The organism is Streptomyces sp. NPDC029044 (assembly GCF_040637495.1).
Taxonomy (GTDB): Bacteria; Actinomycetota; Actinomycetes; order Streptomycetales; family Streptomycetaceae; genus Streptomyces.
This window is the reverse complement of the sequence record NZ_JBEZWN010000027.1, coordinates 71,611-94,329: the sequence shown is the minus strand read 5'-3', so window position 1 is coordinate 94,329 and position 22,719 is coordinate 71,611. Positions and strand designations below refer to the sequence as shown.

Here is a 22,719-nt window from a genome sequence, read left to right as displayed (position 1 = left end):
CCTCGGCCTCGTCGTACTCGCCGTCCTTGGCCGTCAGCATCAGGATCGGCACGTCGTGCCCGGCGGCGCGCAGGGCGGCGCAGACCCGGTAGCCGTTCAGGCCGGGCAGCATGATGTCGAGGATGACCAGGTCGTACGTGCCCTCCGATGCCTGGTGCAGCCCCTCCCGTCCGTCGTGGACGACGTCCACGGCGTACCCCTCGGCCGTCAGGCCCCTGGCGAGCGACAGGGCCAGCCGCTTCTCGTCCTCCACGATCAACAGGCGCATGCGTAAAGAGTGGCAAAGGGAACCTGAAGATCACTTCAGGGGTCTTCAGGTTCCTCTCAGCCTCCGTCAGCCAGAGTCGAAGACGTCGAAAACGAAACGACTCGGGAGGAATCCGCATGAAGCGCAACATCGTGATCGCCGCTGTGACTGCCGCCGCTCTGATCGGAGGCGGTACGGCCACGGCTCTCGCGACCACGGGAGACGACCAGGGCTCGGCGCGGCAGGCGGCGAACACGAAGCTGTCGGACGACGGCAACCGTGACGACCAGGACGACCGCGACGACCGCGACGACGACGCCGCCAAGGTCTCCTCCTCCGACGTCACCGCGCCCGAGGCCATCGCCTCCGCGCTGAAGCACACGTCGGGCACGGTCGTCTCCGCCGAGCTGGACGACGAGGACGACAGCGACAAGGTGGTCTGGAAGGTCGACGTCCTGTCGGGCGACGACACCTGGCACAGCGTGAGCGTCGACCCGTCCAACGGCAAGGTCCTCGGTGCGCAGACCGACGACGAGGACGACACGGCGCAGGTGCGGGCCGCGCTGAAGGGTTCCTCGGTGACGGCCGAGGAGGCCGCGAAGGCCGCCGCCGGCAAGGGCGTGGTGACGTCCGTCGGCCTCGACGAGGACGGCAAGGACAAGTCCTGGGAGGCCGAGACCCGCAAGTCCGGCGGCGCGGAGCAGGACTGGAAGATCGACCTGAAGTCGGGCAAGGTCACGGCGGACCGCGCCGACGCGCAGGACGACGACGCAGACGACGCCGACGACCAGGACTGATCAGCAGCTGCCCCTCTTCACGGCCCCGGCGTCCCCACGGACGCCGGGGCCGGGTGGTTCCGCAACGCTGCGTCGCAGGGTGCCGCCGCGTCGCTGCTGAAGCCGGGTGGGTCCGCATCCCGGCGGAGCGGGGTGCCTCCCCCAGCGGCACGCATGCCCACAGCGCGGGCGGCTCGCAGCCAGGCGAAACGGGCGTCCGCAGCCTGCGCCACCACAGCCGGCCCGCACCCGCGTACGGCGAGCAGGGGACGTGTCGGGGGGTGTCCGCCCGCAGCGGTTGTCGCGTCGACGGACAGTCAGTCGGCACGCAACCCCGTCGCGACGTTCCGAGGACGGACACCCCCCGGCGCGGCCCCGACCCACCACCCGCCGTCAGGCGAAAACGCGCACCCCCACCGAAGCAGCCACGGCCGCCGACTCGGCGATGGCAACCCCCGGCAGGCGGCGCCTCAGCCCTCCGTCAACCCCGCGACCAGCTCGTCAGCCGCCCGGTACGGATCCAGCTCCCCCGCGACGATCCGCTCCGCCAGGGCATCCAGGCGCCGGTCCCCGTGCAGGTCTCCGATCCGCTCCCGCAGTGCCGTCACCGCGATCGTCTCGACCTCGCGCGAAGCCCGGGCCGCCCGCCGCTCCGCCAGTACGCCCCGCTCCTCCATCCAGGCCCGGTGCTTCTCCAGCGCCTCGACGACCTCGTCGACGCCCTCCCCCCGCGCGGCGACCGTCTTCACGATCGGCGGACGCCAGTCACCCGGCCCCCGGGACTCCCCCAGCCCCAGCATGTGGTTCAGCTCGCGAGCCGTCGCGTCCGCCCCGTCCCGGTCGGCCTTGTTCACGACGTACACGTCGCCGATCTCCAGGATTCCGGCCTTGGCCGCCTGGATTCCGTCCCCCATCCCCGGCGCGAGCAGCACCACGGACGTGTCGGCCTGGGAGGCGATCTCCACCTCGGACTGCCCCACACCCACCGTCTCGACCAGGATCACGTCGCAGCCGGCGGCGTCCAGGACCCTGATCGCCTGCGGGGCCGCCCAGGCCAGCCCGCCCAGATGCCCGCGCGTCGCCATCGACCGGATGTACACCCCCGGGTCGGACGCGTGCTCCGACATCCGCACCCGGTCCCCGAGCAGCGCACCGCCCGAGAACGGCGACGACGGGTCGACGGCGAGCACGCCGACCCGCTTGTCCTGCTTGCGGTAGGCGGAGACCAGCGCCGAGGTCGACGTGGACTTGCCGACCCCGGGCGACCCGGTCAGCCCGACCACGTACGCCCCGCCCGTCAGCGGCGCGAGCGCCGCCATGACCTCCCGCAGCTGCGGGGACGCCCCCTCCACCAGGGAGATCAGCCGGGCCACGGCCCGCGGCCGGCCCTCCCTCGCCTGGGCCACCAGGGTGGAGACGTCCTGCATCACAGCTCCGTTCAGATAAGGGGACGTACCGAAACTCGGGCCTGGGCCTAGGCCTTGGGCACGCGCACGATCAGCGCGTCACCCTGCCCGCCGCCACCGCACAGCGCCGCCGCGCCCACGCCACCGCCGCGCCGCTTCAGCTCCAGCGCGAGATGCAGCACGAGCCGCGCACCGGACATACCGATCGGGTGACCCAGCGCAATCGCCCCACCGTTGACATTCACCTTTTCGGTGGACACCCCGAGATCCTTCATGGACTGCACGGCGACGGCCGCGAACGCCTCGTTGATCTCGATGAGGTCGAGGTCCGAGACCTCCAGGCCCTCCTTCTTCAGCGCGTGCACGATCGCGTTGGACGGCTGCGACTGCAACGAGTTGTCCGGCCCGGCCACGTTGCCGTGCGCCCCGATCTCGGCGATCCACTCCAGACCCAGCTCCCGGGCCTTGGCCTTGCTCATCACGACGACGGCGGCGGCACCGTCGGAGATCTGCGAGGCGGAACCGGCCGTGATCGTGCCGTCCTTGGAGAACGCCGGACGCAGCTTTCCGAGCGACTCCGCGGTCGTGTCACCGCGAATGCCCTCGTCCTTGCTGAACAGCACCGGGTCGCCCTTGCGCTGCGGGATCTCGACGGGCGTGATCTCGGCCTCGAACAGGCCGTTCTTCTGCGCGGCGGCGGCCCGCTGGTGCGACAGCGCGGCGATCTCGTCCTGCTCGGGCCGGGCGATGCCCAGACGGGTGTTGTGCTTCTCCGTGGACTCGCCCATGGCGACGCCGTCGAAGGAGTCGGTCAGACCGTCGTGGGCCATGGAGTCGAGCATCTGGATGGCGCCGTACTTGAAGCCCTCGCGGGACTTCGGCAGCAGGTGCGGCGCGTTGGTCATGGACTCCTGGCCGCCGGCGACGACCACGTCGAACTCGCCCGCGCGGATGAGCTGGTCGGCGAGCGCGATGGCGTCGAGGCCCGACAGACACACCTTGTTGATGGTCAGCGCCGGCACGTTCATGGGGATGCCGGCCTTGACCGCGGCCTGCCGGGCCGGGATCTGCCCCGCCCCGGCCTGGAGCACCTGGCCCATGATCACGTACTGCACCTGGTCGCCACCGATCCCCGCACGGTCGAGGGCGGCCTTGATCGCGAAGCCGCCGAGGTCGGCTCCGGAGAAGGACTTCAGCGATCCGAGCAACCGCCCCATGGGCGTACGCGCTCCCGCGACGATCACCGAGCTGTTCGCTTCGGAAGTTCCAGAAGACATGAGCTGCGATCCCCTTACCGGCTGCACAGCCGAGGAGTGAACGAGGGTTTACTTCGAATGTACTGAGTGGCACTCCGTGCCGTCATCGGGCTGTCGGTGTGATCGCGCGCACGTTGCGTAACCACCTCCGGGGCGTTGCACTGAATCCATGCTGACGCGAATCGACCACATCGGAATCGCCTGTTTCGACCTCGACAAGACCGTCGAGTTCTACCGTGCCACCTACGGCTTCGAGGTGTTCCACTCCGAGGTCAACGAGGAGCAGGGCGTGCGCGAGGCCATGCTCAAGATCAACGAGACGTCCGACGGCGGCGCCTCCTACCTCCAGCTCCTGGAGCCGACCCGCGAGGACTCCACCGTCGCCAAGTGGCTGGCCAAGAACGGCGAGGGCGTGCACCACATCGCTTTCGGTACGGCAGATGTCGACGGCGACGCCGAGGAGATCAAGGGCAAGGGCGTACGCGTGCTGTACGAAGAGCCGCGAGTCGGTTCCATGGGGTCACGGATCACCTTCCTGCACCCCAAGGACTGTCATGGCGTACTGACAGAACTGGTCACTTCGGCGCCTGTTGAGTCACCTGAGCACTGACCCTCGTACATAGGGGCCGGTAGGGTTGGGTGCGGTCGCCGCTCAGTCCAGGGTGACCGCGGTCCCGCCGTGCTACGGCAGGACCACCGGGGTCCGGGTTTCGGGGGACGAGCGTCGGGGCAGCAGCCTCTGCTCCGCCGATGATCTGACACCATTCCCCGGGGGCCCCGTTCGGCGGATGGACGGAGCTCGTTTGGAGAGTGTTGCGACCAGGGGACGGATGGGACCGCGCAGTGCGGGGCTACGAGAGCCAGGAGCGAGAGCCGGCGGCTGACGTCGACCACCTCTCTCGGTTCGAAGCCGAGATGAAGCGGCTGAAGACCGAACGGGAAAAGGCGATCCAGCACGCCGAGGACCTCGGCTACCAGGTCGAGGTGCTGCGCGCCAAGCTGCACGAGGCGCGGCGCACCATCATGTCCCGGCCCTCCTTCGAGGGGGGCGACATCGGCTGGCAGGCCGAGCAGTTGCTGCGCAACGCTCAGGTGCAGGCCGACCAGATCCGCGCGGACGCCGACCGCGAGCTGAGCGAGGCCCGGGCGCAGACCCAGCGGATCCTCCAGGAGCACGCCGAGCAGGCAGCCCGGCTCCAGGCCGAGCTGCACCAGGAGGCGGTGACCCGCCGCCAGCAGCTGGACCAGGAGCTGGCCGAGCGCCGCCAGACGGTCGAGTCGCACGTCAACGAGAACGTGGCCTGGGCCGAGCAGCTGCGGGCCCGCACCGAGCAGCAGGCCCGCCGGCTGCTTGAGGAGTCCCGCGCCGAGGCCGAGCAGGCCCTGGCCACCGCCCGCGCGGAGGCCGAGCGGCTGGCGACGGAGGCCCGGCAGCGCCTGACCGGCGCGGCCGAGGAGGCCCGGGCCGAGGCCGAGCAGATCCTGCGCCGCGCCCGCACGGACGCCGAGCGCCTGCTCAACGCCGCCTCCACGCAGGCCCAGGAGGCCACCGACCACGCCGAGCAGCTGCGCACGTCCAGCGCCACGGAGTCGGAGTCGGCGCGCCGCGAGGCCCAGGAGCTGAGCAAGGCCGCCGAGCAGCGGATGACCGAGGCCGAGGAGGCGCTGCGCAAGGCGCAGACCGAGTCGGAGAAGCTGGTCACGGAGGCCAAGGAAGCCGCCGCCAAGGCCCTGGCGAGTGCCGAGTCCGCGAACGAGACGCGCACGCGCACCGCCAAGGAGCAGGTCGCCCGGCTGGTCGAGGAGGCCACGAAGGAGGCCGAGAACACCAAGTCCGAGGCCGAGCAGCTGGTCGCCGACGCCCGTGCCGAGGCCGAGAAGATCGTCGCGGAGGCCTCCGAGAAGGCCCGCACGCTCACCGCCGAGGAGACCGCGACCCAGCTGTCCAAGGCGGCCAGGACCGCCGAGGAGGTCCTCGACAAGGCGTCGGAGGACGCCAAGAAGACGACGAAGGCGGCGGCCGAGGAGGCCGAGCGGATCCGCTCGGAGGCCGAGGCCGAGGCGGACCGGCTGCGGGCCGAGGCGCACGACATCGCCGAGCAGCTCAAGGGCGCGGCGAAGGACGACACCAAGGAGTACCGCGCCAAGACGGTCGAACTGCAGGAGGAGGCCCGCCGGCTGCGCGGCGAGGCCGAGCAGCTGCGGGCGGACGCGGTCGACGAGGGCGAGAAGATCCGCGCCGAGGCCCGCAAGGAGGCCGTGGCGCAGATCGAGGAGGCGGCGAAGTCCGCCGAGGAGCTGCTCGCCAAGGCCAAGGCGGACGCGGACGAGCTGCGCACCACGGCCCAGGCCGACAGCGAGAAGGTCCGCACCGAGGCCATCGAGCGGGCGACGACGCTGCGCCGGCAGGCGGAGGAGACCCTCCAGCGCACCCGGCAGGAGGCCGAGCGGCACCGCGAGGAGGTCGTCGAGCAGGCCGAGGCGCTCCGCGAGGACGCCGAGCGCGCGGCGCGGGAGCTGCACGAGGAGACCGAGCGGGCCATAGAGGTCCGCCGGGCGGAGGCAGCCGAGGAGCTGACGCGGCTCCAGACGGAGGCGGAGGAGCGGCTGGCGGCCGCCGAGCAGGCGCTGTCGGACGCCCGTGAGGAGGCCGCGCGGATCCGCCGCGAGGCCACCGAGGAGAACGAGCGGCTGCGCGCCGAGGCCGCCGAGCGGATCCGGACGCTCCAGCAGCAGGCCGAGACGGAGGCCGAGCGGCTGCGTGACGAGGCCGCGTCCGACGCGTCCGCGGCGCGGGCCGAGGGCGAGGCCGTCGCCGTACGGCTGCGTTCGGAGGCGGCGAGCGAGGCCGAGCGGCTGAAGTCGGAGGCGCAGGAGAGCGCCGACCGGATGCGCGCGGAGGCGCAGTCCGCCGCCGAGCGGCTCGCCGCGGAGGCGTCGGAGACGCTGGCCGCCGCCCAGGAGGAGGCCAACCGGCGCCGCCGCGAGGCCGAGGAGCTCCTCGGCAGCGCCCGGCAGGAGGCCGACCAGGAGCGCGAGCGGGCCCGCGAGCAGAGCGAGGAGCTGCTGGCCTCGGCGCGCAAGCGCGTCGAGGATGCGCAGACCGAGGCGGTACGGCTGGTCGAGGAGGCCGACCGTCGTGCCACGGAGATGGTGTCGGCGGCCGAGCAGCACGCCCAGCAGGTCCGGGACTCCGTCGCGGGTCTGCACGAGCAGGCCCAGGAGGAGATCACCGGTCTGCGGTCCGCCGCCGAGCACGTGGCGGACCGTACGCGCCGCGAGGCCCAGGAGGAGGCGGACCGGGTCCGCTCCGACGCCTACGCCGAGCGGGAGCGGGCGAGCGAGGACGCGGGCCGGCTGCGGCGCGAGGCGCACGAGGAGTCCGAGGCGGCCAAGGCGCTCGCCGAGCGGACGATGTCCGAGGCGATCTCGGAGGCGGAGCGGATCCGCGCGGACGTCGCCGAGCACGCCCAGCGAGTGCGCACGGAGGCGTCGGACGCGATCGCCGAGGCCGAGCAGAGCGCCTCGCGCACCCGGGCGGACGCCCGGGAGGACGCCAACCGCATCCGCTCGGACGCGGCGACGCAGGCGGACACCCTCATCACCGAGGCCCGCAACGAGGCGGAGCGGCTGACGACGGAGACGGTCCAGGAGACCGACCGGCTGCGCATGGACACGGTCGCCGAGGCCGAGCGGGTCCGTACGGAGGCGATCTCCGAGGCCGAGCGCGTCCGTTCCGAGGCGGCCACGGAGGCCGAGCGGGTGCGCTCGGAGTCGGTCGCCAAGGCCGACCAGCTGGTCGGGGAGGCCACGAGCGAGGCGGAGCGGCTGCGGGCCGAGGCCGCCGAGACGGTCGGTTCGGCGCAGAGCCACGCGGAGCGGGTCCGCGCCGAGGCCAGTCGGGTGAAGACCGATGCGGAGGCGGAGGCGGAGCGGCTGGTCGGCGCCGCGCGCGAGGAGGCCGACCGCACGCTGGACGAGGCCCGCAAGGACGCCAACAAGCGGCGCTCCGAGGCGGCCGAGCAGGTCGACAAGCTCATCACGGAGACCACGGCCGAGGCGGACAAGCTGCTGACCGAGGCGCAGCAGCAGGCGCACAAGACCACCGCGGAGGCCGAGTCGCGGGCCGACACCATGGTGGGCGCGGCCCGCAAGGAGGCCGACCGGCTCGTCTCCGAGGCGACGGTCGAGGGCAACTCCCTGGTGGAGAAGGCCCGTACGGACGCGGACGAGCTGCTCGTCGGCGCACGCCGGGACGCCACGCAGATAAGGGAGCGTGCCGAGGAGCTGCGCGACCGCATCACCTCCGAGATCGAGGAGCTGCACGAGCGGGCCCGCCGCGAGTCGGCCGAGACGATGAAGTCGGCGGGCGACCGCTGCGACGCGCTCGTCAAGGCGGCCGAGGAGCAGCTGGCGAAGGCGCAGGCGAAGGCCAAGGAGATCGTCTCGGAGGCCAACTCGGAGGCGGGCAAGGTCCGTATCGCCGCGGTGAAGAAGGCGGAGGGGCTGCTCAAGGAGGCCGAGCAGAAGAAGTCCACGCTGGTCCGGGAGGCCGAGGAGCTCAAGGCCGAGGCGATCCGCGAGGCCAAGCGCACGGTCGAGGAGGGCAAGCGCGAGCTGGAGGTCCTGGTCCGCCGCCGCGAGGACATCAACGCCGAGATCTCCCGTGTCCAGGACGTCCTGGAGGCGTTGGAGTCCTTCGAGGCCCCCGCCACGGGCAAGGACAACGGAGTCAAGGCGGGCGCGACGATCGGCGCACCCCGTTCGGGTGGCAAGGGCTCGGATAGCTAGCCAAACGGGGCGAATCCGGTGTGTGCTGGGACCTTTGACCAAGTTTTTGGCAAGCGGTCCGGGGGTTAGCCACTCAAAAGGGGTGTCATTTTCCAGATCAAACGCGCATCCGCTCGATGACACACCGTTTCGGCCCCTAGGATTCCACCTATCACCTCACCGGTCTCATTCGACAGGAACCCCATGAGCGACACTTCCCCCTACGGCTTCGAGCTTGTGCGGCGTGGGTACGACCGCGCTCAGGTGGACGAACGTATCTCCAAGCTCGTCTCCGACCGTGACAGCGCTCTCGCCCGCATCACCGCTCTGGAAAAGCGCATCGAAGAGCTCCACCTCGAGACGCAGAACGCCCAGGCCCAGATCACCGACGCCGAGCCGTCGTACGCGGGTCTCGGCGCGCGCGTGGAGAAGATCCTCCGCCTCGCCGAGGAAGAGGCGAAGGACCTGCGCGAGGAGGCCCGGCGCGCGGCCGAGCAGCACCGCGAGCTCGCCGAGTCGGCGGCCCAGCAGGTGCGCAACGACGCCGAGTCGTACTCGGCGGAGCGCAAGGCGAAGGCCGAGGACGAGGGCCTGCGGATCGTCGAGAAGGCCAAGAGTGACGCGTCCCAGCTGCGTGCCGAGGCGCAGAAGGACGCGCAGTCCAAGCGCGAGGAGGCGGACGCCCTCTTCGAGGAGACCCGTGCGAAGGCCGCGCAGGCCGCCGCCGACTTCGAGACGAACCTGGCCAAGCGCCGCGAGCAGTCCGAGCGCGACCTGGCCTCCCGTCAGGCCAAGGCCGAGAAGCGCCTCGCCGAGATCGAGCACCGCGCCGAGCAGCTGCGCCTGGAGGCCGAGAAGCTGCGCACGGACGCCGAGCGCCGCGCCCGCCAGACGGTGGAGACGGCCCAGCGCCAGGCCGAGGACATCGTGGCCGACGCCAACGCCAAGGCCGACCGCATCCGCTCGGAATCCGAGCGCGAGCTGGCGGCGCTGACGAACCGTCGCGACTCCATCAACGCGCAGCTGACGAACGTCCGCGAGATGCTCGCGACGCTCACCGGCGCCGCGGTGGCCGCCGCCGGCACGCCGGCCGAGGACGAGCCCATCTCCCGTGGGGTCCCGGCCCAGCAGTCCCGGTAACAGCCCGGCATACGGAGTCTGAACCTCCGCAAAGCCCTCTGCCGCTCGGGTGGCAGAGGGCTTTGCCGCGCTCTAGCGTGGCGGTCATGATTGAGCTGGAGGGGCTGACCAAGCGGTACGGCGAGAAGGTGGCGGTCAACAACCTGTCCTTCACCGTGAGACCGGGCATCGTCACCGGCTTCCTGGGGCCGAACGGCGCGGGCAAGTCGACGACCATGCGGATGATCCTGGGCCTGGACCACCCGACCGCGGGCGACGTCCGTATCGACGGCAAGCACTACCAGCAGCTCAAGGATCCGCTGACGTACATCGGCGCCCTGCTGGAGGCCAAGGCATGGCACGGCGGGCGCACCGCCTACAACCATCTGCTGTGTCTCGCGCAGAGCAACGGCATTCCGAGCGGCCGCGTGCGGGACGTGCTGGAGACGGTCGGGCTGACAGCGGTCGCGAAGAAGAAGACCAAGGGCTTCTCGATGGGCATGGGACAGCGGCTCGGCATCGCCGCCGCACTGCTCGGCGACCCGCGGATCCTGATGTTCGACGAGCCGGTCAACGGCCTCGACCCCGAGGGCATCCACTGGATCCGCACGCTGATGAAATCGCTCGCCGCGCAGGGCCGGACCGTGTTCGTCTCCTCCCATCTGATGAGCGAGATGGCCCTGACGGCCGAGCACCTGGTCGTCATCGGGCAGGGCAGGCTGCTCGCGGACACCTCCATGGCGGACTTCATCGCCCGCAACTCACGCAGTTACGTCCGGGTCCGCAGTCCGCAGCGGGAGCGGCTGCTCGATGTGCTGCACCAGGCCGGGGTGGTGGCGGTGGAGAGCGGGGACGGGGTGCTGGAGGTGGACGGCGGCAAGGCCGAGCAGATCGGTGAGCTGGCGGCGCAGCACCGGATCACGCTGCACGAGCTGAGCCCGCAACAGGCCTCGCTGGAGGAGGCGTTCATGCAGCTGACCGCGGAGTCGGTGGAGTACCACGCACACAGCGGGACGAGCGCGACGGGCCCCGAGCCGGCGCGGCAGCAGTGGGGCGACGGCTGGAAGAGGGGTTGAGCATGGCGACGACACAGGTCGTTCGGTCGGAGTGGACCAAGATCCGGTCGGTGGCGTCCACGGTGTGGACCCTCTCGCTGGTGGTGGTCGTGACGGTCGCCCTCGGCATGCTGATCTCGGCGCTGTCGAAGAACGAGTTCGACTCGATGAACGCGCAGGACCGGGCCGAGTTCGACCCCACGTTCATCAGCTTCGCGGGGATGAGTCTCGGTCAGCTCGCGATGATCGTCTTCGGGGTGCTGGTCGTGTCGAACGAGTACAGCACCGGCATGATCCGCACCTCGCTGGCCGCGGTGCCGCAGCGCGGCTCCTTCCTGTTCAGCAAGATCGCCGTCGCCAGTGGGCTCGCCCTCCTGGTCGGCCTCGTCACCAGCTTCGCCGCCTTCTTCCTGGGGCAGGCGATGCTGGGCTCGCACCGGGCGGAGATCGGCGACCCGGGGGTGCTGCGGGCCGTGTTCGGCGGCGGCCTCTACATGGCGCTGATCGCGATGTTCTCCATGGGCGTCGCCGCGATGCTGCGCTCACCGATGCTGTCACTGGGCATCCTGATGCCGTTCTTCTTCCTGATCTCCAACATCCTGGGCAATGTCGACGCGACGAAGAAGGTCGGCCGGTTTCTTCCCGACCAGGCCGGCAGCAAGATCATGCAGGTGGTCACGCCGATCGACGACGACACCCCGTACGGGCCCTGGGGCGGCCTCGGGATCATGGGGTTGTGGGTGCTCGCCGCGCTCGTCGGCGGTTACGTGCTGCTGAAGAAGCGCGACGCCTAGAGGGACGGACGCGGGCCGGCCTTTTACCTCCTCTTGGAAGGAACCGTCAGCGCCTCGATATCCTCCTAACCCTTACGGGGGCGTGTGCCCCGCTGTCCTGAACCTTGCGATGGGTGCGGAGCATGATCGAAGCAGTCGGCCTGACGAAGCGCTACGGCGACAAGACCGCTGTGTACAACCTTTCCTTCCAGGTGCGGCCCGGGGCCGTCACCGGCTTCCTCGGGCCGAACGGTTCGGGCAAGTCCACGACGATGCGGATGATCCTCGGCCTGGACAATCCGACGGCCGGGCAGGTGACGATCGGCGGCTATCCGTACCGCAGGCTGCCCAACGCCGCCCGCCAGGTCGGTGCCCTGCTGGACGCCAAGGCGGTGCACGGCGGCCGGTCCGCCCGCAACCACCTGCTCTCGCTGGCCCAGCTGTCGGGCATCCCGGCCCGGCGGGTGGACGAGGTGCTCGGGGTCGTCGGTCTCCAGGACGTGGCCAAGAAGCGGTCCAAGGGCTTCTCCCTCGGCATGGGGCAGCGGCTCGGCATCGCCGCGGCGCTGCTCGGCGACCCGCAGGTGCTGCTGTTCGACGAGCCGGTCAACGGCCTCGACCCGGAGGGCATCCTCTGGGTGCGCAACCTGATGAAGGCGCTGGCGGCGGAGGGCCGCACGGTCTTCGTCTCCTCCCACCTGATGAGCGAGATGGCGCTGACCGCCGACCACCTCATCGTCATCGGGCGCGGTCAGCTGCTCGCCGACATGAGCGTGACCGACTTCATCTCGGCGAACTCCGCGGACTTCGCGCGGGTGCGCACCCCCGACACCGAGCCGCAGCAGCGCGAGAAGCTGTCGGCCGCGCTGACCGAGTCGGGCGGCCATGTGCTGCCCGAGCAGGACGGCGCTCTGCGCGTCACGGGGCTGGCCCTGCCGCGCATCAGCGACATCGCGCACGACCACGACGTACGGCTGTGGGAACTGTCGCCGCACCAGGCCTCCCTGGAGGAGGCGTACATGCGGATGACGCAGGGCGCCGTCGACTACCGCTCGACGATCGACCAGAAGGAAGGGCTCCAGCAGCCGCTGCCGCCCGGCGCGCAGCCGCCGATGCCGGTACCCGGTCAGGGCCAGCCGGGCTGGTACGCCCCGCCGCCGCCCCAGCAGGGCGGCCAGCCGTTCCCGGCTGCGCCGCAGGGCGCTCCGGGACAGGCTCCGGCGGGCCCGTACGGCGCCCCGGGGGCTCCCGGCGCCGCTCCGAGCGCCCCTGGCGCCCCCGGGGCCGGAGCACCCAACCCGTACGCCCAGCCGGCGCCCCAGGCGCCTCAGGGCACCGCACAGCCCGCCCCGCAGGCACCCGCGGCCCCCGCCGCCCCGCCGGCCGCCTCGGCCCCCGCGCAGCCCGCTCCGGCGCCGCCGGCGCCCGCCGCCGCCCCGACCTCCGACCTGACCGAGCCCGAGGACGCCCGATGAGCAGCCCCCAGTCCCAGATGCCGCAGGCCGCGCCCGCCTGGCAGGCGGCGCCCGGTTCCGCCCCGTACGCCGGCAGCCCCGGCTACACCTCGCCGATCCCCGTCGTGCGCACGCACCTCGGCAACGCCATCGCCTCCGAGTGGACGAAGATCAGGTCGGTGCGCTCCACGATGTGGACGCTCGGCGTGTTCGTCCTGCTCGTCGTCGGCATCGGTCTGCTGACCGGCGTGGTGGTGGCCAACTCCGACCCGGCCCTGGACGGCGAGAGCCCTCTCGGCCTGGGCTTCTTCGGGCTGCTGCTGGGCAGCATGTGCATCATCACGCTGGGCGTGCTGACCACGGCCTCGGAGTACGGCACCGGCATGATCCGCACCACGATGGTCGCGTGCCCGAGCCGGGGCAGGGTGCTGGCGGCGAAGGCCGTGGTGTTCTTCCTGACGGCGTTCACCGTGACGCTGGTGTCCGCGTCCCTCGTCGCCTTCCTGCACGTGGCGATGCTGGAGGGCGACGGCGCCGAGTCGCCCTCCGGCGGTGAGTGGCTGAAGGGCACGGTCGGCATCTCGCTCTACGTCGCGCTGCTGGGCCTGCTCTCGCTCCTCGTCGGCTCGATGATCCGGCACTCGGCCGGCGCCATCACGATCATGATCGGCGCCGTGCTGGCCCCGCTGGTGATCGCGCTGTTCATGTTCTCGGAGTCCCTGCAAGGCGTGCGCGACGCCCTGTTCGAGTACTCGATCCCGAACCAGCTCAGCGTCTTCTACGCCAACTCCCTCAGCCAGTCCGGCCCGTCCGGCTGGGACCCGCTGTGGATCATCCTCGGCGCCACGGCCGTCGCCTTCGCGGGCGCCTTCGCGCTGCTGGAGAAGCGGGACGTCTGAGTCCGCTCAGAACTTCGGCGCGTTACGGGACCGCTGCACCCCCGGGGTGCGGCGGTCCCGCGCGTTCCAGCAGGCCTTGTGCCAGTGTCTGCGGTCGTCGACACCCGTGTGCTCGGCCCAGGCCACCACGTGCGGCACCCCGTCCGGGATCATCTGGTCGCAGCCGGGGCAGCGGTAGGACTTGCCCTGCGCGCTCGCGCCGGCCACGTGCCGCACGCTCCAGTTCTCGCCCTGCCAGTTCTCCGAGGACTGCCAGCCGCCGTAGCGGCCGGGACGGTCGCCCTCGGCGCTCGAGCCGGACGAAGCGGCGCCCTTGGGTCGGTTGCGACGCGGGGACACGGGACACCTCTCGGAGCTATACAGGAAGCACGGGCCGCTTCCAGCCTACGCGGCGCGGACACGGGTACGCGTACGGCGCCAATCGCCACAAGTCCTTCGCGGGCGCGGCGGAACCGGCCACGGTGTCCTCCCAGGGCCCCCGGCGGAACGCCCCATTCTGCAGACAATCCGCAAAATACTCCGCCCGGCCGTGTCCTCGGCACGTGTCAGACGGTTATGCGCTGTGGGGGAGCTCCGTGTCGGAGCCAAGGAAGCAGGAAAGCAATGCGCGTTGGAAGTTTCGTGTTGGCGGCCCAGTTCCCCGGTCAGGGCGAGGGAGAGGCGCTGCACCGCGCGGTCCGCTCGGCCGAGGTGGCCGAGGAGGCCGGGCTCGACACGGTCTGGCTGGCCGAGCACCACTTCGTGCCGTACGGCACATGTCCGTCGGCCATCACCCTGGCCGCCTTACTGCTGGGCCGCACCCGCCGTATCCGGGTCGGCACGGCGGTCAGCGTCCTGCCGACCGTCCACCCCGTGGCGCTCGGCGAACAGGCGGCACTGCTGCACCACACGAGCGGCGGCCGTTTCACGCTCGGTGTCGGGCGCGGCGGCCCGTGGGTCGACCTGGAGGTGTTCGGCGCGGGCCTGGAGGCGTACGAGAAGGGGTTCCCGGAGTCCCTGGAGCTGCTGGTGCGGTGGCTGCGCGAGTCGTCCGTGGCGGCCGACGGGGAGCGCTTCCGCTTCCGTGCAGTCCCGGTGGTGCCCCGGCCGTCGGAGGCGCTGACGGAGGCCACGGGGCCCGAGCTGGTCGTCGCCTGCACCTCGCCGTCGAGTGTGCGGCTGGCGGCCGAGCGGGGTCTTTCGATGCTGCTCGGGATGCACGTGGGGGACGAGGAGAAGGCCGAGATGGTCGCGCTGTGGCGGCAGCACGCGCGGGCCTGCGGCCGCTCGCCGGAGGAGATCCGGGGCGCGTCCCACGTGTCGGCCGGCGTCTGCCAGATCGCGGACCGGCGGGTCGACGCGGCGGAGACGCTGATGAAGGCGATGCCGGGCTGGCTGAAGCAGGGCCTGGAGGCCCATGTGACGGTCGACGGGCGCACACGCCGGATGCGCGACCCGCTGGCGTACACCGAACTGCTCTGCGGACTGCACCCGGTGGGCACCCCGCGGCTGTGCGCGGACCGGCTCGCGGCGACCAGCGAGCGGACGGGCATCTCCCGCTTCGCGCTGCTCGTCGAGGGCTCCGGGGACCTGGCGGCGACCGAGGAGAACGTGCGGCGGCTGGGCGCCGAGGTGCTCCCCCAACTCGCCTGAGGGCGCGGGGGGTTCCTGGGGGCTTGCCGCTCCGGTACAGAACTGCACCTCCCGCATACGGAGCGGCAAGCAAGCGGCGCCGCGTCAGCAGTCCCGGAACTCGGGTGACTGGTTCAGCACCTGGCTGCGGACCGAGGTGAAGCGGCCCAGCTTCTCGTCGACCGAGGAGTCAAGCGGGAACACGGCCACCCGGTGGCAGTTCTGGAAAGCCAGCCGCACACCGAAGTGCCGTTGCAGCGCGCCGCGTATCGCGTCACTCGCAAGCGCACGCAGCAGCTGGCCGCGTGCCTGCTCGTCCGGCGGGGGCGTCTGGTTGTCGGCGAACGCGCCGCCGTCCACCTTCAGCTGGGCCACCAGTGAGCTGATCATCTCCCATGCGTAAGGCAGGGAGATCCGGACGCAGTCGACGAATTCCGCTTCGTCGACCTCGCCTCGCTCGGCCTGTTCGAGTAGGGCCGGTGAGACGTCGAGCGACATGAGTTCTCCTCTCGCACCCCCGGTGAGCAGGGGTTGCCGGACAGATAGGGGGAGTTCGCGATACCGGACACGCTGCGTACACGCCTCGCGACCTCCCGTTCATACGGTAAGCAACGTACGGTGACCGCACCAGGAAAATGCGCAGATGAGACACTCCCGCTGAGCACACCGTGCACACAATCGGCCATTACCGAACACGTGTTTTCCAGGGCGAATCGCGTCGACAGGCGCCCGTCGAGTAGCGTTGCCGACCATGCGTCTCGTCATTGCCCGCTGCTCCGTGGACTACGCCGGGCGGCTCACCGCCCACCTTCCCTCGGCCCCGCGCCTGATCCTGGTGAAGGCGGACGGCAGCGTCTCGATCCACGCCGACGACCGGGCCTACAAGCCCCTGAACTGGATGTCGCCGCCGTGCACCCTGAAAGAGGGCACCGGCGAGGAAGAGGGCGTCTGGACCGTCGTCAACAAGGCGGGCGAGAAGCTCATCATCACGATGGAGGAAGTGCTCCACGACTCCTCGCACGAACTGGGCGTCGATCCCGGCCTGATCAAGGACGGCGTGGAAGCGCACCTCCAGGAGCTGCTCGCCGACCGCATCGAGACACTCGGCGAGGGCTACACGCTGATCCGCCGCGAGTACCCCACGGCCATCGGGCCGGTCGACATCCTGTGCCGGGACGCCGACGGCAAAACCGTCGCGGTGGAGATCAAGCGGCGCGGTGAGATCGACGGCGTGGAGCAGCTCACGCGCTATCTGGAGCTGCTGAACCGCGATCCCCGTCTCGCCCCGGTGCGCGGTGTCTTCGCCGCCCAGGAGATCAAGCCCCAGGCCCGCGTCCTCGCCACCGACCGCGGCATCGGCTGCCAGGTCCTCGACTACGACGCGCTGCGGGGCATCGAGGACGACAAGCTGCGGCTGTTCTGACAGCCGCTCCGAAGACGAACAGACGAACAGGGCCGGGTCCGCGGAACGGACCCGGCCCTGCCGTGTGCACGGGTGTCAGATCACCGTCTCCGAGCCGCTCGGCGTGCCCGTGGTGCTCTCCGACGCACTCGCGGTGGTGCTCGTGGGAGCGCTCGGCGCCGGACCGCTGGCCGAGTCGGAGGTGGACGGGCTGGTCGTGGGCGGGGTGGTCGTCGGTGTGGGCGTTCCCGGGTCCGACGGCGTAGGCGTCGGCGAGGACGGGGTCGACGGGTTCGTCGGCGGTTTGGTCGAGGACGAAGGCGGCTTCGGCGAACTCGGCTTCGGCGAGGACGGCGGCTTCGAGGACGACGACGGCTTCGACGGCGACGCGGAGTCACCGGGGTCCTGCGAACCGCTCGGGGAGTCCGTCGGCGTGGGGTCGTCCGACGTGCCGAGGGTGCCGTCCGGGCCCGGGTCGGTCGGGCGGGCGGCCGCCTCGCCGGTGCCGGCCCCGCCCCCGCCCTCGTTCGCCGGCCGGTCGGCGCCGAGGCTGCCGTCGTTGATGCCCTGGCTGGCGGAGGGGTTGACGCCGACCTGATCGGACGGCGGGTTCTGATCCTTGTCGGAGGTGGCGCCGAGCGTCACCACCGTGCCCAGGACGGCGACGAGCAGGGCACCGGCACCGGCGGCCACGAGGTTGCGCCGGGCCAGGCCCTGGAGGCCGCCGCGCGCCTTGCGCGAGGGCGCGGGCGAGCTGCGGTGGGTGACCAGGGTCGGGGAAGGCGGCTTCTGGAGCGTCGGGAAGGCCGCCGGAACACCGCCGGGCGGGGACGCCGACTCCTCGTCACGGGCGTCGGGCACCTCCTCCCCCGCGGTCGGCCCGAGCCCGATCGGCGTGCCCGAGCGGTCGGCGACCAAGGCCAGGGCGCGGCGGCCGGCGACGGTCCCGCGCTTGTCGGCGAGGGCGCCGCGCAGGCCGATGGAGGCCTCCAGTTCGGCGCGGGCCCGGTCGAGCTGCCCCCCGCACAGGGCGAGGACACCGAGCTCGTGGTGGAAGTAGGCCTCCTCGCCGACGTCGCCGGCGAGCCGGGCGGCCTCGGCGCCGGCCCGCAGGGCCCGCTCCCAGGCGCTCCAGTGCAGTCCGGCGGCGAACGCGGGGGCGGCGGTGCGGGCCAGGTGGACGGCCGCGCTCTCCTCGTCCTCGGCGGGCGGGCGGGTGGCCGGTCCGAGGAGGGCCAGGGCGGCGAGGATCGCGTCCGCCTCGGCGCACACGCGCTCCGGGGTGACCGAGGGGTGCCCGGCCCACCAGGAGTAGTGCTGGGCGGCGCTGCGGGCGCCGGCCTCGGCCTCGTCGGCGTACCCGGCGGCCTCCAGCTGGGCCGGCACCCCGGCCGCGAGGCGGTAGCGGGATCCGACCGGGGAGACCAGGCCGCAGGCGGCCAGTTCGCCGAGTGCGGCGTCCGCGTGGGTGTCGCCGACCAGGGCGGGCAGATGCGCCTGGTGCGGGACCTCACCGCCCAGGGCGACGGCGAACCGCAGGGTGGCGCGGGCGGAGGCGCTCAGCCGGGAGGCGAGCAGCGGCGCGGGCGCTGCGGCCTCGCCGAGCGCCGGCAGCGGCACGTCGTCACCGAGGTCGTAGGCGTCGGCGGGGTCGGCCGGGGGCACGTCCTCGAAGACACCGAACTCGTCGACGGCACTGGTGCCGGCGCGCAGCCGGTCGCGCTGCCGCAGCAGAGCGCCGGCCTGGACGAAGCGCAGCGGCAGGCCCTCGGACTCGAACCAGAGGTCGCCCGCCCAGTTGGACTCGTCCTCGGTGAGGGTCCGGCCGACGGCGTGTTCCAGCAGGTCGAGCCCGGCGGCGCGCTCCAGCCCGCCGAGGAGGACCTCCTCGACGGCGGCGTCGGCGGAGGGAGCCGGCACGTCCGGGGTGGCGCCGAGCAGGAAGGCGCACTCGGGGGTCGCCTCCAGCAGCTCGTCGAGCGCGGCGCCGCCGAACTCCAGGTCGTCGAGGACGACGACCGCGCCGATCTCACGGACGTAGGTGAGCAGTTCGTCCCGGTCCGGGCGGTGCAGCGGGGCGCTGTAGACGGCGTGGAACAGGTCGTACAGCAGGTCGCCGGCGGTGCGTCCGAAGCCGTTGAGGCGCACGACACCGTCGGGGGCGAGGTCGGAGCAGTCCTCGGCGACGAGGTCGAGGAGGCGGGTGCGGCCGGAGCCGGCCGCACCGGTGAGGCGCGTGGAGCGGCCGCGGGCGAGCAGGCGCACCAGACGCTCGCGCTCGTCCTGGCGGGCCAGCAGCGGCAGGGCGGGCAGCGCGGGGCCGGGCGGGACGGGCGGGCGGGCGGCGCGCTCCGCCTCGGCGCGCTCGGCAGCGGTGAGCTTCACGGGCCGGGCGGGTCGTTCGGCGGGCGGGCAGGCCTCTATCTCGCTGCCGTCGACGGGGTTGACGGTCAGCAGGAAGTCGCCGGAGACCAGCTGCACCGTGCGCGCGAGTGCCGGCGCGTGCTGCGCGAAGTCCGGTGTGAGGGATTCCCTGGGAGGGCGCTGGCGCGGCGCGGGGCCGTCACCTTCGTGGCCGTACTCCTCGGGTCCCTGGTTGTCAGGATCCATAGGTCAAGCCCCCCAAAAGCGTGTGTGTGCTTGGAAAAGCCCCTCCCGGCCTTGCTGCACACCGCGCTGTCGCTTCTGGTCCGGTCCCGCCGAAGGGTGTCAAGGCAGCGGGCAGCCGAACCCTAAACCTTCGCACAGTATCTACGACAGTCCGGGGTACCGCGCCGTCCGTAACGTCACGGTCTCGTGAGGATTGTGCGCGTCGCACGAATCGACGACGTGCGTCCGGGTCTCCCCGGTCGCCCGGCTCACACCCGTACGAGGTGTCACACGCGGGGAAGCGTCTCCACCCCGATGCCCCCCTCGATCGCCAGGATCCGGTGCAGGCGGGTGGCCACCAGCAGGCGCTGCATCTGCGGCGGTACTCCGCGCAGCACCAGGCGCCGGCCACAGCGGCCGGCCCGCCGGTGGGCTCCCATGATCACGCCCAGTCCGGTGGCGTCCCAGGAGTCCAGTTCGGACAGGTCGAGCACCAGGTCGCCGACTCCGTCGTCGACGGCCGAGTGCAGGACCGTTCGGGCGTCCGCCGCGCTCCGGACGTCGAGGCGGCCCCCGACGACCAGCCCGGCGTGGTCGCCCCTGATGTGCATATGCGCTCCCCGTGCGTGCGAATCGTGCTCCGCGTTCTGGATGTGGGTGATGCAACCTCTGACTGTGTGGAGGAGTCAGAGGTTGCTTCTTGTAAGCGAACCGATACCGAATTCACCCGGGCGTGTGATGCGCCCGGGGCATGTGCGGTTTCAGTGCTTGTAGAAGCCCTGCCCGCTCTTGCGTCCGATGTCACCGGCATCAACCATCCGGCGCATCGACTCGGGGGCCGCGAACTTCTCGTCCTGGGACTCGGTGTAGATGTTGTTCGTGGCGTGCAGCAGGATGTCGACGCCGGTCAGGTCCGCCGTCGCCAGCGGGCCCATGGCGTGGCCGAAGCCCAGCTTGCAGGCCAGGTCGATGTCCTCGGCGCTGGCCACGCCCGACTCCTGGAGCTTCGCGGCCTCGACGACCAGGGCGCAGATGAGACGGGTCGTCACGAAGCCGGCGACGTCGCGGTTGACGACGATGCAGGTCTTGCCGACCGACTCGGCGAACCGCCGGGCCGTGGCGAGGGTTTCGTCGCTGGTCTTGTAGCCGCGGACGAGTTCGCACAGCTGCATCATCGGCACCGGCGAGAAGAAGTGCGTGCCGACGACCCGCTCCGGGCGCTCCGTGGCCGCCGCGATCTTGGTGATCGGGATGGCGGAGGTGTTGGAGGCGAGGATCGCCTCGTCCTTCACGATCTTGTCGAGCGCGCGGAAGATCTCGTGCTTGACCTCGAGCTTCTCGAACACGGCCTCGACGACCACGTCCGCGTCGGCAGCGGCGTCCAGGTCGGTGGTCGCGGTGATGCGCGCGAGGGCGGCGTCGGCGTCGTGCGCCTCCAGCCTGCCCTTGGCGACGAACTTGTCGTACGACGCCTTGATGCCGTCGGTACCGCGCGTCAGTGCCTCGTCGGTGACGTCACGCAGGACCACCTCCCAGCCCGCCTGAGCGGAGACCTGGGCGATGCCGGCTCCCATGAGGCCGGCCCCGATGACGGCGAGCTTCCCTGCCACTGTGCGACTCCCCTGACGCGCTGCTTATATCTGCCTCTCCGGCGGACACTAGCGCTCGTGAGGCGGCACGCGCCTGACTTAGTAACGCGTTTCACGTCTCAGGGAGTGAGACCCCTGTCACGTCCCGCATTCGCTTGCGTTTTGGGGTGGTTGGCGCTTCACGGACCGGCCTGCGCCGAGCCGTCGGCACCCTGCCACCCGCGCGGGCGGGCGGTAGTCCGGTCACCCGCCGCAGGTGGGGAGGTGAGCCCATGACGCCTGCGTCTAGATTGGCCACATGGTCAATCTGACGCGCATCTACACCAGGACCGGCGATCAGGGCACCACCGCCCTCGGCGACATGAGCCGGGTCGCCAAGACCGATCTGCGGATCTCCGCGTACGCCGACGCCAACGAGGCGAACGCGGTGATCGGCACGGCGATCGCGCTGGGCGGTCTGGACGAGGAGGTCGTCGAGGTCCTCACGCGCGTCCAGAACGACCTGTTCGACGTGGGCGCGGACCTGTCGACGCCGGTGGTGGAGAACCCGGAGTTCCCGCCCCTGCGGGTCGAGCAGTTCTACATCGACAAGCTGGAGGCGGACTGCGACCGCTTCAACGAACAGCTGGAGAAGCTCCGCTCCTTCATCCTCCCCGGCGGCACCCCGGGCGCGGCCCTGCTCCACCAGGCCTGCACGGTCGTACGCCGGGCGGAGCGCTCCACGTGGGCGGCGCTGGAGGTGCACGGCGAGGTGATGAACCCGCTGACCGCGACCTACCTCAACCGCCTCTCCGACCTCCTGTTCATCCTCGCGAGGACGGCGAACAAGCAGGTCGGGGACGTGTTGTGGGTTCCGGGCGGGGAGCGGTAGTCAGTTTCTGCCGCGTGCCGCCTGCCACAGGCCGGAGGCGACCAGCACGCCGCCGACGCACATCATCACGATGCCGACCTTCGTGAGGGTCACGACGGGGACCGCCACGTCGCCGGTGAACAGCCACAGCCCGAGGCCGATCACGAAGGTGACGACGCCTTCCACCAGATGCGCGCGGGCCTTGCTCATCGGTGCGCCCTCTCCTTCTCCACCGTCACCCCGGTCTCCCCCGCGGGAGCCTTCCGCGGCCAGATCGCATAGCTCAGCGCGATCAGGCCGTGGATCCCCGCCGCGCGCCAGGCCACATGGCGCCAGCTCTCCAGGGAGGTCACGCGGCTCGGGTCGTCCACGTACCAGATCGCGAGCTGGAGGAGCACGGTCGCGACGACGGCGCCCACCAGCGTGCCCAGCCAGACCTTGCCCTCGTGGCGGGCCCGGGCCACGCCATGACGCGGTGGGCCGGCCGGCTTCGGGGCGCCGCCCAGCCGGTGGGCGGCGTGGCCGTCCAGCCACTTCACCGTGCGGTGGCCGTGCCCGACGGTGTAGCCGATGTACAGCGCGGCCAGGCCGTGCGTCCAGTTCGGCTCGGCACCGTTCTTCAGGTCCAGCGCGGTGGCGACCAGCAGGACGACCTCCAGCAGCGGCTCGCACAGCAGCAGGCCCAGCCCCAGCCGTGGCATGCGCAGCAGGTAGCGGGCGCCCAGGCCGGCCGCCAGCAGCACCCAGAAGCCGATCTCGCAGGCTGCGATCAAGGCGACGATCACGGTTCGCTCCTCTCGGTCACCTCTTCAGGCTCCCGTGCGGCGCGCCCGGAATCGTCGTCGCGACTGACGAACCCGCAGTACATCGAAGGATGCAGCCGGGGACCCTCCGCGGGGATCACGCGCCGGGCGCGACGGCCG

21 protein-coding genes are annotated in these 22,719 nt (G+C 71.6%); 11 read left to right on the top strand and 10 right to left on the bottom strand.

From position 1 onward, the window contains the following. Window positions 1-268, bottom strand: a 268-nt coding sequence (locus tag AB0E85_RS22185) for a response regulator (RefSeq protein WP_361929765.1), incomplete at its 3' end; no start/stop codon positions are given. Between the two features lie 116 nt (window positions 269-384). On the opposite strand from AB0E85_RS22185, the gene AB0E85_RS22180 reads away from it, so the two are divergent. Next, window positions 385-1,044: a PepSY domain-containing protein gene (locus AB0E85_RS22180; protein ID WP_361929763.1), complete on the top strand. Its 660-nt coding sequence runs from the start codon at window positions 385-387 to the stop codon at window positions 1,042-1,044. A 449-nt stretch (window positions 1,045-1,493) separates the two neighbouring features. On the opposite strand, the gene meaB is transcribed toward AB0E85_RS22180, so the two are convergent. Together meaB and AB0E85_RS22170 are read right to left on the bottom strand one after the other, a co-directional pair. Next, complete coding sequence (meaB, locus tag AB0E85_RS22175; protein WP_361929760.1) at window positions 1,494-2,450, bottom strand: methylmalonyl Co-A mutase-associated GTPase MeaB; 957 nt, start codon at window positions 2,448-2,450, stop codon at window positions 1,494-1,496. Window positions 2,451-2,497: 47 nt separating this feature from the next. Continuing rightward, window positions 2,498-3,706, bottom strand: coding sequence for an acetyl-CoA C-acetyltransferase (locus AB0E85_RS22170; protein WP_361929757.1), 1,209 nt, complete (start codon window positions 3,704-3,706; stop codon window positions 2,498-2,500). Window positions 3,707-3,854: 148 nt separating this feature from the next. On the opposite strand from AB0E85_RS22170, the gene mce reads away from it, so the two are divergent. From mce to AB0E85_RS22135, 7 genes are all read left to right on the top strand, one after another. Beyond that, window positions 3,855-4,295 (top strand): methylmalonyl-CoA epimerase, encoded by a 441-nt coding sequence (gene mce / locus AB0E85_RS22165; protein WP_031107947.1) that lies wholly within the window; start codon window positions 3,855-3,857, stop codon window positions 4,293-4,295. A gap of 233 nt (window positions 4,296-4,528) precedes the next feature. Beyond that, complete coding sequence (gene scy, locus AB0E85_RS22160; protein ID WP_361929753.1) at window positions 4,529-8,476, top strand: polarized growth protein Scy; 3,948 nt, start codon at window positions 4,529-4,531, stop codon at window positions 8,474-8,476. A 183-nt stretch (window positions 8,477-8,659) separates the two neighbouring features. Then, complete coding sequence (locus tag AB0E85_RS22155; protein ID WP_031107949.1) at window positions 8,660-9,595, top strand: cellulose-binding protein; 936 nt, start codon at window positions 8,660-8,662, stop codon at window positions 9,593-9,595. A gap of 86 nt (window positions 9,596-9,681) precedes the next feature. Further along, window positions 9,682-10,650, top strand: a complete 969-nt coding sequence (locus AB0E85_RS22150) for an ABC transporter ATP-binding protein (RefSeq protein WP_361929750.1) — start codon at window positions 9,682-9,684, stop codon at window positions 10,648-10,650. 2 nt (window positions 10,651-10,652) lie between these two features. After that, window positions 10,653-11,423 carry an ABC transporter permease gene (locus tag AB0E85_RS22145; RefSeq protein ID WP_359156658.1) on the top strand — a complete coding sequence of 257 codons (771 nt, stop codon included), beginning with the start codon at window positions 10,653-10,655 and terminating at the stop codon, window positions 11,421-11,423. A gap of 122 nt (window positions 11,424-11,545) precedes the next feature. Continuing rightward, entirely contained in the window at window positions 11,546-12,877 is a 1,332-nt protein-coding gene (locus AB0E85_RS22140) for an ABC transporter ATP-binding protein (protein WP_361929746.1), read from the top strand. After that, window positions 12,874-13,755: an ABC transporter permease gene (locus AB0E85_RS22135; protein ID WP_361929744.1), complete on the top strand. Its 882-nt coding sequence runs from the start codon at window positions 12,874-12,876 to the stop codon at window positions 13,753-13,755. The genes AB0E85_RS22140 and AB0E85_RS22135 overlap by 4 nt, the downstream gene beginning before the upstream one ends. A gap of 6 nt (window positions 13,756-13,761) precedes the next feature. Here AB0E85_RS22135 and AB0E85_RS22130 read toward each other — a convergent pair whose 3' ends face one another. Further along, window positions 13,762-14,094 carry an ATP/GTP-binding protein gene (locus AB0E85_RS22130; RefSeq protein ID WP_361929741.1) on the bottom strand — a complete coding sequence of 111 codons (333 nt, stop codon included), beginning with the start codon at window positions 14,092-14,094 and terminating at the stop codon, window positions 13,762-13,764. Window positions 14,095-14,358: 264 nt separating this feature from the next. On the opposite strand from AB0E85_RS22130, the gene AB0E85_RS22125 reads away from it, so the two are divergent. Continuing rightward, window positions 14,359-15,387: an LLM class flavin-dependent oxidoreductase gene (locus AB0E85_RS22125; RefSeq protein ID WP_361929738.1), complete on the top strand. Its 1,029-nt coding sequence runs from the start codon at window positions 14,359-14,361 to the stop codon at window positions 15,385-15,387. An 84-nt stretch (window positions 15,388-15,471) separates the two neighbouring features. On the opposite strand, the gene AB0E85_RS22120 is transcribed toward AB0E85_RS22125, so the two are convergent. Beyond that, window positions 15,472-15,864, bottom strand: a complete 393-nt coding sequence (locus tag AB0E85_RS22120) for an SCO5389 family protein (protein WP_361929736.1) — start codon at window positions 15,862-15,864, stop codon at window positions 15,472-15,474. Between the two features lie 253 nt (window positions 15,865-16,117). Between AB0E85_RS22120 and nucS the strand changes: the two genes are divergently transcribed. After that, complete coding sequence (gene nucS, locus AB0E85_RS22115) at window positions 16,118-16,789, top strand: endonuclease NucS (RefSeq protein ID WP_361929733.1); 672 nt, start codon at window positions 16,118-16,120, stop codon at window positions 16,787-16,789. 75 nt (window positions 16,790-16,864) lie between these two features. Here the strand turns inward: nucS and AB0E85_RS22110 are convergent, their stop codons facing one another. The 3 genes from AB0E85_RS22110 to AB0E85_RS22100 form a co-directional block, all read right to left on the bottom strand. Next, window positions 16,865-19,378 carry an ATP-binding protein gene (locus AB0E85_RS22110; protein WP_361929730.1) on the bottom strand — a complete coding sequence of 838 codons (2,514 nt, stop codon included), beginning with the start codon at window positions 19,376-19,378 and terminating at the stop codon, window positions 16,865-16,867. A gap of 266 nt (window positions 19,379-19,644) precedes the next feature. After that, on the bottom strand, window positions 19,645-19,968 hold the full coding sequence (locus tag AB0E85_RS22105; protein ID WP_361929727.1) for an STAS domain-containing protein: 324 nt from the start codon (window positions 19,966-19,968) through the stop codon (window positions 19,645-19,647). 150 nt (window positions 19,969-20,118) lie between these two features. Then, entirely contained in the window at window positions 20,119-20,967 is an 849-nt protein-coding gene (locus AB0E85_RS22100) for a 3-hydroxyacyl-CoA dehydrogenase family protein (protein WP_361929724.1), read from the bottom strand. Between the two features lie 277 nt (window positions 20,968-21,244). Between AB0E85_RS22100 and AB0E85_RS22095 the strand changes: the two genes are divergently transcribed. After that, window positions 21,245-21,817, top strand: a complete 573-nt coding sequence (locus AB0E85_RS22095) for a cob(I)yrinic acid a,c-diamide adenosyltransferase (RefSeq protein WP_361929721.1) — start codon at window positions 21,245-21,247, stop codon at window positions 21,815-21,817. Here AB0E85_RS22095 and AB0E85_RS22090 read toward each other — a convergent pair whose 3' ends face one another. Together AB0E85_RS22090 and AB0E85_RS22085 are read right to left on the bottom strand one after the other, a co-directional pair. Then, window positions 21,818-22,006, bottom strand: a complete 189-nt coding sequence (locus AB0E85_RS22090; RefSeq protein WP_361929718.1) for a DUF5708 family protein — start codon at window positions 22,004-22,006, stop codon at window positions 21,818-21,820. Then, window positions 22,003-22,581 carry a hypothetical protein gene (locus AB0E85_RS22085; protein ID WP_361929715.1) on the bottom strand — a complete coding sequence of 193 codons (579 nt, stop codon included), beginning with the start codon at window positions 22,579-22,581 and terminating at the stop codon, window positions 22,003-22,005. The genes AB0E85_RS22090 and AB0E85_RS22085 overlap by 4 nt, the downstream gene beginning before the upstream one ends. Between the last annotated feature and the right edge of the window lie 138 nt (window positions 22,582-22,719).

What these genes read in the sequence shown, in the direction of transcription:
- AB0E85_RS22180 (WP_361929763.1), top strand. Translation starts at nt 385, where the DNA reads ATGAAGCGCAACATCGTGATCGCCGCTGTGACTGCCGCCGCTCTGATC.
- meaB (WP_361929760.1), bottom strand. Translation starts at nt 2,450, where the DNA reads ATGCAGGACGTCTCCACCCTGGTGGCCCAGGCGAGGGAGGGCCGGCCG.
- AB0E85_RS22170 (WP_361929757.1), bottom strand. Translation starts at nt 3,706, where the DNA reads ATGTCTTCTGGAACTTCCGAAGCGAACAGCTCGGTGATCGTCGCGGGA.
- mce (WP_031107947.1), top strand. Translation starts at nt 3,855, where the DNA reads ATGCTGACGCGAATCGACCACATCGGAATCGCCTGTTTCGACCTCGAC.
- AB0E85_RS22155 (WP_031107949.1), top strand. Translation starts at nt 8,660, where the DNA reads ATGAGCGACACTTCCCCCTACGGCTTCGAGCTTGTGCGGCGTGGGTAC.
- AB0E85_RS22150 (WP_361929750.1), top strand. Translation starts at nt 9,682, where the DNA reads ATGATTGAGCTGGAGGGGCTGACCAAGCGGTACGGCGAGAAGGTGGCG.
- AB0E85_RS22145 (WP_359156658.1), top strand. Translation starts at nt 10,653, where the DNA reads ATGGCGACGACACAGGTCGTTCGGTCGGAGTGGACCAAGATCCGGTCG.
- AB0E85_RS22140 (WP_361929746.1), top strand. Translation starts at nt 11,546, where the DNA reads ATGATCGAAGCAGTCGGCCTGACGAAGCGCTACGGCGACAAGACCGCT.
- AB0E85_RS22135 (WP_361929744.1), top strand. Translation starts at nt 12,874, where the DNA reads ATGAGCAGCCCCCAGTCCCAGATGCCGCAGGCCGCGCCCGCCTGGCAG.
- AB0E85_RS22125 (WP_361929738.1), top strand. Translation starts at nt 14,359, where the DNA reads ATGCGCGTTGGAAGTTTCGTGTTGGCGGCCCAGTTCCCCGGTCAGGGC.
- AB0E85_RS22120 (WP_361929736.1), bottom strand. Translation starts at nt 15,864, where the DNA reads ATGTCGCTCGACGTCTCACCGGCCCTACTCGAACAGGCCGAGCGAGGC.
- nucS (WP_361929733.1), top strand. Translation starts at nt 16,118, where the DNA reads ATGCGTCTCGTCATTGCCCGCTGCTCCGTGGACTACGCCGGGCGGCTC.
- AB0E85_RS22110 (WP_361929730.1), bottom strand. Translation starts at nt 19,378, where the DNA reads ATGGATCCTGACAACCAGGGACCCGAGGAGTACGGCCACGAAGGTGAC.
- AB0E85_RS22105 (WP_361929727.1), bottom strand. Translation starts at nt 19,968, where the DNA reads ATGCACATCAGGGGCGACCACGCCGGGCTGGTCGTCGGGGGCCGCCTC.
- AB0E85_RS22095 (WP_361929721.1), top strand. Translation starts at nt 21,245, where the DNA reads ATGGTCAATCTGACGCGCATCTACACCAGGACCGGCGATCAGGGCACC.
- AB0E85_RS22090 (WP_361929718.1), bottom strand. Translation starts at nt 22,006, where the DNA reads ATGAGCAAGGCCCGCGCGCATCTGGTGGAAGGCGTCGTCACCTTCGTG.